This is a genomic window from Stenotrophomonas maltophilia, assembly GCF_900186865.1.
GTDB classification, from domain to species: Bacteria; Pseudomonadota; Gammaproteobacteria; order Xanthomonadales; family Xanthomonadaceae; genus Stenotrophomonas; species Stenotrophomonas maltophilia.
On record NZ_LT906480.1, the window covers coordinates 2,414,164 to 2,427,943 of the forward strand.

Here is a 13,780-nt window from a genome sequence, read left to right on the forward strand (position 1 = left end):
GGTTTACTCCTTCATTGCCGGGGGAACGGCGGCGCCGACGCGGCTGCCAGCCGGCACCGGCGGCAACTTCACCGGTGCGATGGGGGAGGTGGGGGCGGTAGCCGGAGTTGCGGCGGCCTGTTCGGTGGTGTTGTCGTCGACGGCGCCGGTGGCCGCATTGAGGCGCTGGCCAAGCGGATCCACCGAGTGCGAGGTGTCGGCCAGGATGATGACCATCACCCGGCGGTTGCGGTTGCGCCCCTGCGCGCTGTCGTTCTCTTCGCGCGGACGGAACTGGCCATAGCCAACCATCGCCAGCCGTGATGGCTGCACGCCCTGGTCGGCGAACAGGTGCACCACGCTGGCGGCGCGTCCGGCCGACAGTTCCCAGTTCGAAGGGAAGGTGGCGGTGGCGATCGGCACGTTGTCGGTATGGCCTTCCACGCGCACGCTGTTGGGCACGTCGCGCAGCACCTCGGCCAGGCTGGCCAGCGTCTGCCGTGCATGCACGTCCAGCGCGGCCGAGCCGGTGGGGAACAGGATGTCGCTGTTGATCTCCACTTCGATCCACAACTCGGTGCGGCGCACGCTGATCATGCCGCGGTCGATCAGCGGCGCCAGTGCCGCGGTGAGGCGGTCGGCGATGCTGTTGAGCTGGCGCTCGGCACGCGCGATCTGTTCCTGGTTGTGCACGGAGACCGGCATGCGCATCTGCGAGGCCATCGACGGCAGCAGGGTCGGGTCGTGCGACGGCGCGGGGGCGGAGGGGCCGATCTTGGTGCCGGACTTGATCACCGAGGGGCTGTCCCAGCCGCCACCCTGCACCTGCTTGTTACCCACCTGCACCGGATTGATGGTGCGCGGTGCGCCGCCGAAGGCATCGGTGAGCGCGTCGGCCATGATCCGGTACTTGCCCTCGTTGACCGAGGAGATCGCGTACATGACCACGAAGAAGGCGAGCAGCAACGTCATCAGGTCGGCATAGGGGATCGCCCATGCTTCATGGTTGGCGTGCTCTTCGTGGTGCTTGCGGCGGGCCATGTCAGTGCAGGAAGCCGGAGAGGTTGGTTTCGATGTTGCGCGGGTTCTCGCCCTGGGCGATCGAAATCAGGCCTTCAATGACCATTTCGCGGTCGCGGGTGTTGTGCGAGATCACGCTCTTGAGCTTGGCGGCGATCGGCAGGAACAGCAGATTGGCCGAGGCGATGCCGTAGATGGTGGCGGTGAACGCGGCGGCGATGCCGTGGCCGAGTTTGCTCGGGTCGGCCAGGTTCTTCATCACCGCGATCAGGCCGAGAACGGCACCGATGATGCCGAGCGTGGGCGCGTAGATGCCCATCGCTTCGAAGACCTTGGCACCGGCCTGGTCCTGGTGCTCCTGGCTGCCCAGTTCGATCTCCAGCATGTGACGCATCGATTCGGGTTCAACGCCGTCCACCAGCAGCTGCAGGCCCTTGCGCAGGAACGGGTCCTGCTGCGCTTCCACCTGCGATTCCAGGCCCAGCAGGCCCTGGCGGCGGGCGATGTTGCTCCACTCGACGATCTGCTGGATCAGTTCGCGGCGATCGCTGTGCGGCGGGCGCACGACCCAGCGCACGATCTTGAACGCATGCTTGAACACCGCCGGCGAGGTGTGAAGCAGGATCGCGGCAACGGTACCGACGATGACGATCACGAACGCCGCAGGCGACCACAGCGACGCCAGGCCGGCGCCCTTGAGGATGCTGCCACCGACCAGCGAGGCCAGGGCGAGAAAGAGTCCAATGAGGCTGAGTCTATCCATGGTTCCGGTATCGGCTTGTATGAATGGGACTTGAGACACCGGGAGAATGCGTACAGACGGTAGTCACAGTTTTCGGGTCGCCGGGCCTTGCCCGGCGGCGTTCAGCGTATGCCGTCCACGTCCAGGATCAGTGCCATGCGACCATCGCCGATCAACGTTGCACCGGCATAACCGCGCAGGCCGCGCAGGGCTTTTGGCAGTGGCTTGATGACCACTTCCTCGCGCCCGCGCACCTGGTCCACGACCAGGCCGAAGCGCGCTTCGCCGGCCTGCAGCACCACGATGGTCAGCAGGGTTGACGCGGCCGGCGTCACATCCAGCCACTGGCGCAGGTCGACCAGCGGCAGGGTGTGCGAGCGGCGATCAAGCACGGCGCGGCCATCGAACCAGCCCAGCGAGGTGCGCGGCGCGTGCAGCACTTCCATCACGCGTGCCAGCGGTAGCGCGTAGACGTCCTCGCCGGCCTGCACCAGCAGGGTCGGCAGGATCGCGAGGGTGAGCGGCACGCGGATCAGGAAGCGGCTGCCACGACCCAGTTCCGACTGGATCTGGATCTGGCCGCTCAGTTCGCGGATGCGCGACTGCACCACGTCCATGCCGACGCCACGGCCGGAGATGTCGGTGACCTGCTGCTTGGTCGAGAAGCCGGGCAGGAACACCAGGTGCAGGCATTCCTCGCTGCTCAGGCGGGCGGCGGCTTCCGGATCGATCAGGCCTTTCTCACGCGCCTTCGCGCGCAGCTTCTCCGGGTCGATGCCGGCGCCATCGTCCTGCACCTCGATGCTGACGTAGTCGCCTTCCTGCTGCGCCGACAGGCGTACATGGCCCATCCGCGGCTTGCCTTGTGCTTCGCGCAGGTCGGGCATTTCCACGCCATGGTCGATGGCGTTGCGGACCAGGTGCACCAGCGGATCGGCCAGTGCTTCGACCAGGTTGCGGTCGAGTTCGGTTTCGGCGCCGACCAGCTCCAGGTCCACTTCCTTCTTCAGCGAGCGGGCGACGTCGCGGGCGACCTTGGGGAAGCGCGAGAACACCTTGCCCACCGGCTGCATGCGGGTACGCATCACCGCCGACTGCAGGCGGGCAGTGGCGATGTCCAGCGTCGATACGGCGCGGTCCAGCTCCTCGTCGCGCAGGCGTGCACGCAGGGTCTTCAGGCGGTTGCGGGAAAGCACCAGTTCGCCGATCAGGTTGACGATCGCATCCAGGCGCTTGGTGTCCACGCGCACGGTGTGCTCGGCCTCGGCCATCGGCTTGGCCGCCGGCTTGGCGGCGGGCGCCGGTACGGGCGCTGGGCGCGGTGCAGCGGCAGGCGCCGCCGCGACGGTGGCAGCAGGCTTCGCGCCTGGCGCAGCGCCGCCGTGCAGCTGGTCCAGCAGCGCTTCGAACTCGTCTTCGCTGATCAGGCCGTCGTCGGTCTTCCTGGTCGGCGCGACCGCGGTCGGTGCGTTGCCGCCATGCAGCTGGTCGAGCAGGGCCTCGAATTCGTCGTCGGTGATCAGGTCGCTGCCACCTGCCGCAGGGGCGGCCGCAGCGACCGGCGCGGCAGTGCCACCGTTCATGTCGAACTGCGTGATCAGGTCCGGCGGCGCATAGCCTGGCTCGGTGCCGGAGGACACGGCGTCCAGCATCGACTGCAGGTAGTCCAGCGATTGCTGGGCGGCGTCGAAGTGGTGGGCCTGCAGCACCGCCTGCCCGGCACGCGCGATGCCCAGGGCCTCTTCAGCGGCGTGGCACAGTTCGACCATCGCGGTGACGCCAAGGAAGCCGGCACCGCCCTTGAGCGTGTGGTATCCACGGAACACCGCGTTGAGCTGCTCGGTGTCCTGCGGTGCCTGCTCCAGCGACACCAGCTGTTCGCCCAGGCGATCCAGGATTTCCTGTGCCTCGATGATGAAATCGGCAGTGATGTCGTCGGATACCGCGCTCATGCTTACAGCCCCAGATCCGACAACAGGTCGTCGGCGTCGTTCTGCGAGACCGCGTGGCGGTCCAGTCCCTTCAGTGCCGGCCCGGCCAGTTCCGGGTCGGTGCGATGCTGTTCCGGCGGCAGGCCGAGTGCGCCGAAGCCCTCGTGCACGCGGCGGACGATGCCGACCACGCGACGGATGATCTGCCCGGTCAGGTCCTGGTAGCTCTGGGTCAGGGCGATCTCGGTCAGGTTGTGGCGGATGCGCTCGAGCTGCGCGTCCTGGCCCGGCTGCAGGCCTTCAGCACGCAGCTGTTCAGTCAGGCTGCGGCATTCCTCGGCCAGGTCCAGGGTACGGTGCGTGGCCTGTTCGGTCATGGCCACCACGTGGTCCAGGCGTGCGCAGGCGTCGTCCAGCTCACCGGCCTCGCTGGGCACGGTCGGCAGCTCACCCAGTGCCTGCCCCAGCTCGCGGGCCAGCCGCGAGAGGCCGCTCATCATCGGCTGCGTTCGCAGCGCGACCAGTCCGTCGATGCGCTGCCGCCAGGCGGCCTCGTCACCGGACTCGAGTGCGTCCAGGGCTTCCTGCAGGCGCAGGGCGAGGGCGCTCTTGTCGACCGTGGTATCCATCAGGCGCTGGCCGCCAGGCGTTCGAAGATCTTGCCGAGCTTCTCTTCCAGCGTCTGCGCAGTGAACGGCTTGATGATGTAGCCGTTCACGCCGTTCTGGGCGGCTTCGATGATCTGTTCGCGCTTGGCTTCGGCGGTGACCATCAGCACTGGCAGGGTCTTCAGCTTGGCATCGGCACGGATCGCCTTCAGCAGCTCGATGCCGGTCATCACCGGCATGTTCCAGTCGGTGACCACGAAATCGAACGGCTGGCTCTGCAGCAGCGACAGCGCGGCATGCCCGTCCTCGGCTTCGGCGGTATTGGTGAAGCCCAGATCGCCCAGCAGGTTCTTGACGATCCGACGCATGGTCGAGAAGTCATCGACGATCAGGATGCGCATGTTCTTGTTCAAAGCAGAGTTCCTTTGTTGTTCATTCCGGGCGGCCGGGGGCAGCCGCCTCGGGCATGTTCATTCTTCCAGGCCGGCGTCCGCCGCCTCGAAAATCTTGAGCCGGCCACGCAGGCGCAGCACCGCCTGGCCGTGGATCTGGCAGACCCGCGACTCGCTCACGCCGAGCACTGCGCCGATCTCCTTCAGGTTCAGTTCCTGCTCGTAGTAGAGCGAGAGCACCAGCTGTTCGCGCTCGGGCAGGTGGCCGATGGCCTTGCCCAGCTCGCGGCCGAACTCACCACGCTCCAGTACCTGCTGCGGGGTCGGGCCGCCCTGGGCGACGGTGTCCAGCTCGCCCTGGTCCTCGATGCGCGACTCCAGGCTCAGCACCTGGCCACGTGCGGCGTCTTCCATCAACCGCAGGTATTCGGGCAGCGGCATCTCCATCGCGGCGGCCACTTCGGTGGCGCTGGCGGCGCGGCCGCTGCTCTGTTCCAGGCGGCGGATGGTGGCGGCGGCATCGCGTGCACGGCGGTGCACGGAGCGCGGCACCCAGTCGCCACGGCGGATCTCGTCGATCATCGAACCCCGGATGCGGATCGAGGCATAGGTCTCGAACGAGGCGCCCTGGTCGGCGTCGTAGCTGCGCGACGCTTCGATCAGGCCCATCATGCCGGCCTGGATCAGGTCGTCCACTTCAACGCTGGCCGGCAACCGCGCGGCCAGGTGGTGGGCGATGCGCCGCACCAGGTCCGAATGCTGGGCGATGACCTCGTTGGCCGCCGAGCGCTGGACTTCCCTGTACTGGGCTGCGCCTTTCATGCGGCCACCCCGCGCTGCTTGAGGATGCGCTCGAGGAAGAACTCGACGCCGCCACGCGGTTCGGTCGGCGCCTGCCAGCGTGCGGTGCGACGCGCGATCTCGGTGATCGCCAGCGCGGCAGGGCTGGACGGGTAGGCCTTCACCACCGGCTGCTGGCGCTGCACCGACAGGCGCAGCCAGTCGTCCTGCGGCACGCAGCCCAGGTAGTTCAGCGAGACATCGGCGAGGAATTTCTCGCAGACGCGGGTCAGCTTTTCGTACAGCACGCGGCCCTCGTTGGGGTCGCGCACCATGTTGGCCACTACCTGGATGCGGTCCACGCCGCGTTCGCGCGACAGCACCTTGATCAGCGCGTAGGCGTCGGTGATCGAGGCCGGCTCGTCACAGACCACCACCACGGTGTCCTGCGCGGCCTGGCAGAAGGTCAGCACGCCGTCGGTGATGCCTGCGGCGGTGTCCACCACCATGATGTCCAGTTCGCGTTCCAGCTCGGAGAACACGTTGACCAGGCCGACGTGCTCTGCCGGGGCCAGCTCTGCCATGTGCCGGCGGCCGGACGCGGCCGGCACCACCAGCACGCCGTTCGGGCCTTCGACGATGACGTCGTCCAGCGAGCAGCGGCCGGCGACCAGGTCGGCCAGCGTGAAGGTCGGGTTCAGCCCCAGGATCACGTCGATGTTGGCCAGGCCCAGGTCGGCGTCCAGCAGCAGCGTGCGCTTGCCCATGCCGGCCAGTGCCACCGCCAGGTTGGCGGACACATTCGTCTTGCCCACGCCGCCCTTGCCGCCAGTGACGGCAATGGTGCGCACAGGGCCGAGCGGCTCGCTGCGGGTGGCCGACAGCGGGAAGGTCTTGGTCAGCTTGGCGTACTCACGCGACGGCATGGTTCAACTCCGGGTTGCAGGGCATATCGGCCGCGCGGCGCAAATCTTCAAGGCGAAGTACGAGATTGGCCGCACTGGCCCGGTGCAGGTCCTCCGGAACGTCCTGGCCATCGGTCACCCAGGTGATCGGGAGGGCGTGGTCCACGGCCACTGACAGGGCGTTGCCGAAGCGGCCGGTCTCGTCCAGCTTGCTCAGCACCAGGCCCTGCAGGTTGGCGGCGCCGAAGCGGCGGACCACCTCGTCCATGTCGCCGAAGCTGGTGTTGGCCGGCAGCACCAGCAGGGTGCGTACCTGGCGGGCGGCGCGCAGCCACTGCAGCTGCGCGGCCAGCGCGCGGTCGCGCGGGCCCAGGCCGGCGGTGTCGATCAGCACCAGCTTGTAGTCCTTCAGGCGTTCCAGCAGCTGGTCCAGGTCGGTGCCGCTGTTGGCCTCGTGCACCGCGATGCCGAGCTGGCGGCCGTAGCCGTACAGCTGCTCGCGGGCGCCGATGCGGGTGGTGTCGGTGGTCACCAGGGCCACATCGCGCGGCGCATGCTTCTCGGCGAAGCGCGAGGCCAGCTTGGCGATGGTGGTGGTCTTGCCGGCGCCGGTCGGGCCGACCAGGGCGATCACGCCGCCTTCTTCCAGCGGGTCGACCGGGGCGATCGGCAGCTTGCGCGAGATCAGCCCCAGCATCAGGCCGCGGCCACGATGGGCTTCGGTCTCCAGCGGGATCTGCATGGCCACGTCGCGGGCCAGCCCGGCGTCGAAACCGTACTCGTCCATCAGGTCCAGCGCGGTGGCGCGCACCGGGCTGCCACGCAGGCGCTCGTCGGTGAAGCGGTTCATCTCGCGCTCGATCACCTGGCGCATGCCGGCCACTTCCTGGCGCAGCTGGCGGATCTCGGCGTCGTCCTGGGCAACCACGGTCAGCGTCGGTGCCGGGGCCAGCATGGGGGCCGGGCTGGCTTCGCCGGCGGCTTCGACCGCTGCCGGTTCGCTGGCGGCGATCCCGGGCTGCGCTTCGGTCACGGCAGCGGTCGGCAGCGGCGGCGGCTGCACGGCCGGGGCCACGCTTTCGTGATGGATGTCGTGCGGCGGGTCGATCTGGAAGCGGGCGCGGTTGGCCGGCACGGTAGCGGCCGGTGCAACGATGGCCTCGGCGAACGGGGCGAAGCTCTGTTCGGGTAGCGCCGGTTCGTTGACGGCGGCGCGCGCCAGGGTGGCGGCGAAGCCAGTGCTGCCACGAGTCGGCACGATCTCGTCGGCGCTGTCCAGGGTACGGCCGGTGGCCCCAACGGCCGCACGGGCGAGGGCGGCCACCGCCGAGGTGGTGGCGGCGACCGGTTCCGGCGCCGGGGTGCTGCTGCGGCGGCGGGTGACAGCGGCGATCACCGCGTCGGCGGCGGTGCGCGGCTTGGGTGCCGGCGGCGGTGCGACATCACGGCGCGAGGCTTCCAGTGCACGCTGCACGGCGCTCTCGTCGTAGTTGGCCGCGGCGACGATCTCGACGCCTTCCTCGATCCGGCGGTTGGACAGGATCACGGCGTCAGGACCATGTTCCTTGCGCACCAGGTTCATGGCCGAGCGCATGTCGGCGGCGACGAATCGTTTGATTTTCATGCTGTGGTCACGGGACGAAGACGGCGGGGTGGCGGTCGGAGAACTCGGGTGGTCGGTGGTCTGCACGGTGCGGGTTCCCCTTGGTATCTGTCTGTTGCGTTGGTTCGAAGGTGGTGTCTGTTTTCTGGCGCATCGGTGGGCGGCGTCAGCTGATCGTTCCGACCAGCTTCAGGCGCTTGTCCTCCGGCACCTCGCTGTAGGCCAGGACCGACAACGACGGAACGCTGTGGCGGACCAGGCGCGCCAGCGCGGCGCGCACCGGGCCCGGTACCAGCACGACCGCCGGCTCGTTTCGCGCTTCCTGCTTGCTGACACATTCGGCCAGGCTCTGGTGCAGTCGCTCTGCGAGTCCGGGTTCCAGCGCGGCGCCGTTGCCCTGCGTGGACTCCTGCAAGACACGTTCCAATTGCGGGTTGAGGGTGAACACCGGCAGCTCCGCCGACATTCCGGCGATCTCCTGCACGATGAAGCGGCCCAGCGCGGTGCGCACGGCAGCGGTCAGCACCGCCGGGTCCTGGCTGCTGGGCGCGTGTTCGACCAGCGCCTCGGCGATCTTGCGCAGCTGTCGGATCGGGATGCGCTCGACCAGCAGGTTCTGCAGCACGCGCACCACCGCCGACAGCGGCAGCGCCTTCGGCGTCAGATCTTCGACGAGCTTGGGCGCGCTCTTGGCCAGGTTGGCCAGCAGGTGCTGCACTTCCTCGTGGCCAAGCAGTTCCGGCGCATGTTCGCGGATCAGGTGCGAGAGGTGGGTGGCCACCACGGTGGCCGGGTCGACCACGGTGTAGCCCAGCGTTTCAGCCTGGGCACGCTGGTGCGGCTGGATCCAGGTGGCATCCAGGCCGAACGCGGGATCCTTGCCGGCGATGCCTTCCAGCGCGCCGAGGGCACTTCCGGGGTCCAGCGCCAGTTCGCGGTCCGGGTGGATCTCGGCGGTGGCCACTGGCACGCCATGCACCAGCACGCGGTAGCCGTTGGCCGGCAGTTCCAGGTTGTCGCGGATGTGCACCGAGGGAATCAGGAAGCCAACGTCCTGGGTCAGCTTGCGGCGCACGCCCTTGATGCGCGCCATCAGTTCGCCGCCCTGGTTGCTGTCCACCAGCGGGATCAGCCGGTAGCCGACCTCCAGGCCCAGCGGGTCGACCGGGCGCAGTTCGTCCCAGCTCAGTTCGGCGGTCGGCGCAGGTGCCGCCGGGCGGCCGAGTGCGTTGAGTGCGGCCGCGTCATTGCCGGCGGCTGCCGGGTCGGTGGCTGCGGCCTTGCCCTTGCGGTAGACCTTCCAGGCGATGAAGCCAAGGATCGCGGCCAGCGTCAGGAAAGCGACGTTGGGCATGCCCGGCACCAGGCCGACCACGCCGATGATGCCGGCGGTGATCGCCAGTGCGCGGTACTGGCCGAACACCTGGCCGGTCATCGCCTGGGCCATGTCCTGCGAGCGCGAGGCGCGGGTCACCAGCATCGCCACCGCGCTGGAGACCAGCAGGGCCGGCAGCTGCGCCACCAGGCCGTCACCGATGGACAGCAGGGTGTAGGTGGCAGCGGCTTCGCCGAACGGCATGCCATGCTGCAACACGCCCACGGCCAGGCCGCCGAGCATGTTGATGAACAGGATCAGGATGCCGGCGATGGCGTCACCGCGGATGAACTTGCTGGCACCGTCCATCGCGCCGTAGAAGTCGGCTTCCTCGCGGACTTCCTCGCGGCGCAGCTTGGCTTCTTCACGCGTCAGCAAACCGGCGTTGAGGTCGGCGTCGATCGCCATCTGCTTGCCGGGCATCGCGTCGAGGATGAAGCGCGCGGTCACTTCCGAAACGCGGCCGGCGCCCTTGGTGATGACCACGAAGTTGATGATGGTCAGGATCGCGAACACCACGATGCCGACCGCATAGTTGCCGCCGATCACGAATTCGCCGAAGGCGGCGATGACCTTGCCGGCGGCGTCGTGGCCGTTCTGGCCGTTCAGCAGGATCACGCGGGTGGAGGCCACGTTCAGCGCCAGCCGCAGCATGGTGGTGATCAGCAGCACGATCGGGAAGATGGTGAAGTCCAGCGGGCGCTTCACGTAGACCACCGCCAGCAGCACCATCAGCGAGATGGCGATGTTGAAGGTGAACAGAGCGTCGAGCACCGGCGCGGCCAGCGGCACCACGACCATGGCCAGCAGGGCCAGCACGATCAGCGGCGCGCCAAGGCCCTGGCGGATCATTTCCAGGGCACGGCGGGTGTTGAAGCCGGTGGAGGGCTGGGCGCTCACGGGCGGCCTCCCTTGCCGAATTCATCCACGTGGATGTGCGGGGCGTCCGGCATCGGGCCAGTGCGCCAGGCGCGCAGCTGGTAGACGTAGGACAGGACCTGGGCGACGGCCGAATACAGTCTCACGGGGATTTCCTTTCCGAGTTGGCCTTCCCGATACAAGGCGCGTGCCAAAGGCGGGGCGGAGACGATCGCGACCTTGTTGCCGTCGGCCACCTCACGGATGCGCAGGGCGGTCTCATCCACGCCCAGGGCGACCACGGTGGGAGCATTCATGGTCCCACCCTCGTACTTCAGGGCCACCGCGTAGTGCGTCGGGTTGACCACCACCACGTCGGCGGTGGGTACCGCCTCCATCATCCGGCGGTTGGCCATCTGCTGCTGCAGCTGGCGGATGCGGCCCTTCACCTCGGGGCTGCCCTCGCTTTCCTTCATTTCCCGGCGCAGCTCTTCACGGGTCATCTTCAGTTTGCGCATCCAGTTCCAGCGCTGGTAGGGCGCATCGATGGCGGCCAGCACCAGCATCGCGCCGGCGGTGGCCAGCAGCAGGCGAAGGGTGAAGCCCAGGCCATCGGTGATGGCGGTTTCCAGCGGGTGGTGGATCAGCCCGCGCAGGGTGTCGAAGCCGGTCCAGACCACCAGCCCTGCGGCGACGCCGACGAAGGCCACGCGCAGCAGCGATTTGGTGAATTCGGCAATCGCCTCCGGGCCATACAGGCGCTTGAGCCCGCTCATCGGGTTCATGCGGTTGATGTCGGGCAGCAACGCCTTCTGCGACCAGCGCAGGCCGCCCATCACCAACGGGGCGACGAAGCTGGCCAGCAGGCAGACCAGCACCAGCGGTGCGATCACCAGCATGAACTGCAGCAGCAGGTCGCCGAAGTGGCCGAACAGTTCCTTCGGGTTCTGCCGCAGGCCCTGTTCCGGGCTGAGCGCGTGCTTCATCCAGGCACTGGCGCCACGGCCGATCGAGCCGCTCATGGCCATCACCGCCAGCACGCCGGCACCGAACACGGCGGCGGTGCCAAGTTCGCGCGAGCGCGGCAGGTTGCCTTGTTCACGGGCGTCGCGCAGGCGCTTTTCGGTAGGTTGTTCGGTCTTTTCGCCGGCGGATTCGTTCTCGGACATCACAGGCACTGCGGCAGGGGATGCCGGGGTGCGTGCAAGAAGTGTTCCGTGATGGGCCGTTGCCTATCCACGCATGGCGTGGCTCTACTGGGGGGTGTCGCTGGTGGGGTGCAGGGGAATCGTCAGAACACTGTCGCTGTGCCAATCCACCTGCAGCGGGGCGCCCGCATCGGCGGCGGATTCGTCGCTGACATCGCGGCCGGTGCCGTGGTTGACCTGGTGCATGGCGTCCTTCAGCACATCCACCTTCACCAACAGGCGGCTGCCTGCAGCCAGGCGGCGGGCGACCATGCGCGTGCGATCGAAGGGCAGGTGGGTCCATTGGCCGGGCTGCAGCAGCTGGCGCGTGCTCGGGTCACGCACGTGGCTGGCCCGGCCCATGTAATAGGACAGCTGCATCCGGTGTCCATCGGCCATCAGCTCGTACAGGGTGACGGTGAAATCGAAGTCGCGCTTGTTGATGCGCACCTTGAGGTCTCCGGAGAAGCTGCCCACCAGATCCATCGGGCCGGTAAAGGGATCTGTGGCAAAGGACAGCGCGGTATCCCTTTCGTCCTGCGCCGCGATGATCGGGAACGGGTAGTAGCCATGCCGCATTTCACCGCGGTCGGCCAGGTCCACGGTCTGCCCCAGCTGGCCCGGCGCTGGCGGCTGTTCCTGCAGGCGGTGGTAGCCATCGGCGGAAGCGGGTGCGGCCGACAGGTGGTAGCGGTGGTGAGCGCCCGCGGCGGCGTCCAGTGTTGCCGCATGCCCCCAGCGGTTGGCGCCCATCAGCTGGTAGTTCACGCGGTCGGGCACCAGCGCCGGGCGAGGGGCGCCGCGCAGCACATGGTCCAGCCACTGGAAGGTCAGTGCGGGCGTGTCGAACTGCGCGACGGCGTCCAGGTCGTATCCACGCAGCTGCATCGGCTTGAGCGCCGACTGCGCACCGCGGTGGTCATAGGGGCCGATCAGCAGGGAGTGATCGGCATCGGGGTGGTGCCGCAGGTGGTCCTTGAAGTACTGCAGTGCCGAGATCTGGCCGTCGTCGTAGTACCCGGTGATGGTCAGCACCGGGATGCGGATGTCGTCGAACTGGTCGCCATAGGGAACCATCGACTGCCAGTAAGCGTCGTACGCCGGGTGATCGAGCCAGCGTTGCAGCCAAGGGTTGGTCGTGCCGTCGACCTGATCGATCTGCCGATAAGGGCGGCCGGAGGCATACCAGCGGCGCGGCAACTGCGACCAGCGCTCGTTCTGGTTGTAGGTGTCGTTGTCCAGCATCGGGCCATTGGCCACATAGAACGCCCAACCGTAGTTGGCACTCAGGAACACGTTGTTCTCCATCGGCAGGCCCTGGCCGGGGATGGCGGCAACGTAGGGCACGATGGTCTTCAATGCGGGATGGTGATGGCGCGCCGCCGCCCAGGCGGTGAAGCCCTCGTAGCTGCCTCCATACATGGCGACCCGGCCATCGCTCCACGATTGACGACTGATCCAGTCGATGGCCGCGTTGGCGTCCTCGCCATCATGTTCGTAGGGCGCGATGGTGCCGGTGCCCCGACCCTTGCCGCGTGCATCGACCACGATGCCGGCGTAGCCATGCGCGGCGGCCAGCAGCATCTTCTGCCGGTTCTTCTGCGGGTCGGTGTAGATGGTGAACAGCATTGCCGTCGGCAGGGGCACCGACGCGGCGCGGGGGCGGGCCAGCTGCGCCGACAGCACGACGCCATCGCCAACGGGGATGCGCAGCGCATCGTCGATGGCGAAGCGGCGCTGCTCTTCCGCCGCGACCAGCGGAGGGGCCAGTGCGGCGGCAAGGGTCTGTGCACGCAGTACCGCCCGCAGGCGCAGCAGTTCCAGGGCGACGGCCTCGGTGACGGTCGCGGCCCCCGCCTGCGCTGCGATGGCCTTCTCCAGCTGGGCGCGCACCGGGGCCGGTTCAGCCGAGAGCACGGCATCGGCCTGCACCGCGTCGACGTCGTCGAGGGCAGCGAAGGTGCTGTGGAAGGCACGCACATAAGCGGCGTTGTCCCGCTCGCCGGCAGTGGCGAGCAGCAGCATCGGCAGCCAGCGCTGCATCGCCGCGGTGTCGCCGTCGCTTGCCAGCGATGTGCGTACCCGCTGGATGAATTGCCGCGCTTCGGCCGTCTGACCCATCGCCAACAGCGCGTGGCCGCGCTGTGCATCGGTCAGGCCGGGGGACTTCAACACGCCCTTGCCGAGGACCTGCAGGGCGGCGTCGACCTGGGCCGGGGAAGCATCGGCTGGCAACGACCACGGCAGATCAGCGGCGGCGGCCTGGCCGACAGCAAGGGCCAGCAACAGGCCAGCAAGGGTGGTGCGTAGGGCCACGGACGCTTCCTTGGATGACAGTGGGACGGCTCATCCACGCATGGCGCGGATCTACCGGGGATCGACACCAATGGTAGCGCCGGG

Annotated in this window: 11 protein-coding genes; all 11 read right to left on the reverse strand. The window is 68.2% G+C overall.

The features are described 5' to 3' along the window. Positions 1–3: 3 nt before the first annotated feature. Positions 4–1,020 (reverse strand): flagellar motor protein MotD, encoded by a 1,017-nt coding sequence (motD, locus tag CKW06_RS11620; protein WP_012480097.1) that lies wholly within the window; start codon positions 1,018–1,020, stop codon positions 4–6. 1 nt (position 1,021) lies between these two features. Further along, the gene (locus CKW06_RS11625; protein ID WP_005409527.1) at positions 1,022–1,762 is read right to left on the reverse strand and encodes a flagellar motor protein; all 741 of its coding nucleotides are present in this window, start codon (positions 1,760–1,762) and stop codon (positions 1,022–1,024) included. 101 nt (positions 1,763–1,863) lie between these two features. After that, positions 1,864–3,693 carry a chemotaxis protein CheA gene (locus tag CKW06_RS11630; protein WP_024957812.1) on the reverse strand — a complete coding sequence of 610 codons (1,830 nt, stop codon included), beginning with the start codon at positions 3,691–3,693 and terminating at the stop codon, positions 1,864–1,866. Between the two features lie 2 nt (positions 3,694–3,695). After that, on the reverse strand, positions 3,696–4,301 hold the full coding sequence (locus CKW06_RS11635; RefSeq protein ID WP_010482455.1) for a protein phosphatase CheZ: 606 nt from the start codon (positions 4,299–4,301) through the stop codon (positions 3,696–3,698). After that, positions 4,301–4,693 (reverse strand): chemotaxis response regulator CheY, encoded by a 393-nt coding sequence (cheY, locus tag CKW06_RS11640; protein WP_005413247.1) that lies wholly within the window; start codon positions 4,691–4,693, stop codon positions 4,301–4,303. Before cheY ends, CKW06_RS11635 begins: the two co-directional genes overlap by 1 nt. Before the next feature lie 57 nt (positions 4,694–4,750). Continuing rightward, on the reverse strand, positions 4,751–5,494 hold the full coding sequence (locus tag CKW06_RS11645; RefSeq protein WP_005413248.1) for an RNA polymerase sigma factor FliA: 744 nt from the start codon (positions 5,492–5,494) through the stop codon (positions 4,751–4,753). Next, positions 5,491–6,378 (reverse strand): MinD/ParA family ATP-binding protein, encoded by an 888-nt coding sequence (locus CKW06_RS11650; protein ID WP_005409532.1) that lies wholly within the window; start codon positions 6,376–6,378, stop codon positions 5,491–5,493. Before CKW06_RS11650 ends, CKW06_RS11645 begins: the two co-directional genes overlap by 4 nt. Next, the gene (gene flhF / locus CKW06_RS11655) at positions 6,365–7,981 is read right to left on the reverse strand and encodes a flagellar biosynthesis GTPase FlhF (protein ID WP_024957811.1); all 1,617 of its coding nucleotides are present in this window, start codon (positions 7,979–7,981) and stop codon (positions 6,365–6,367) included. The genes CKW06_RS11650 and flhF overlap by 14 nt, the downstream gene beginning before the upstream one ends. 145 nt (positions 7,982–8,126) lie before the next feature. Then, positions 8,127–10,187: a flagellar biosynthesis protein FlhA gene (gene flhA / locus CKW06_RS11660; RefSeq protein WP_174522842.1), complete on the reverse strand. Its 2,061-nt coding sequence runs from the start codon at positions 10,185–10,187 to the stop codon at positions 8,127–8,129. Between the two features lie 44 nt (positions 10,188–10,231). Next, entirely contained in the window at positions 10,232–11,362 is a 1,131-nt protein-coding gene (gene flhB, locus CKW06_RS11665) for a flagellar biosynthesis protein FlhB (RefSeq protein WP_024957809.1), read from the reverse strand. Positions 11,363–11,446: 84 nt separating this feature from the next. Then, positions 11,447–13,696 (reverse strand): CocE/NonD family hydrolase, encoded by a 2,250-nt coding sequence (locus CKW06_RS11670; RefSeq protein ID WP_024957808.1) that lies wholly within the window; start codon positions 13,694–13,696, stop codon positions 11,447–11,449. Positions 13,697–13,780: the final 84 nt, after the last annotated feature.

Coding starts and splice junctions, on each gene's coding strand:
- motD (WP_012480097.1), bottom strand. CDS start 1,020: ATGGCCCGCCGCAAGCACCACGAAGAGCACGCCAACCATGAAGCATGG.
- CKW06_RS11625 (WP_005409527.1), bottom strand. CDS start 1,762: ATGGATAGACTCAGCCTCATTGGACTCTTTCTCGCCCTGGCCTCGCTG.
- CKW06_RS11630 (WP_024957812.1), bottom strand. CDS start 3,693: ATGAGCGCGGTATCCGACGACATCACTGCCGATTTCATCATCGAGGCA.
- CKW06_RS11635 (WP_010482455.1), bottom strand. CDS start 4,301: ATGGATACCACGGTCGACAAGAGCGCCCTCGCCCTGCGCCTGCAGGAA.
- CKW06_RS11645 (WP_005413248.1), bottom strand. CDS start 5,494: ATGAAAGGCGCAGCCCAGTACAGGGAAGTCCAGCGCTCGGCGGCCAAC.
- CKW06_RS11650 (WP_005409532.1), bottom strand. CDS start 6,378: ATGCCGTCGCGTGAGTACGCCAAGCTGACCAAGACCTTCCCGCTGTCG.
- flhF (WP_024957811.1), bottom strand. CDS start 7,981: ATGAAAATCAAACGATTCGTCGCCGCCGACATGCGCTCGGCCATGAAC.
- flhA (WP_174522842.1), bottom strand. CDS start 10,187: ATGATCCGCCAGGGCCTTGGCGCGCCGCTGATCGTGCTGGCCCTGCTG.
- flhB (WP_024957809.1), bottom strand. CDS start 11,362: ATGTCCGAGAACGAATCCGCCGGCGAAAAGACCGAACAACCTACCGAA.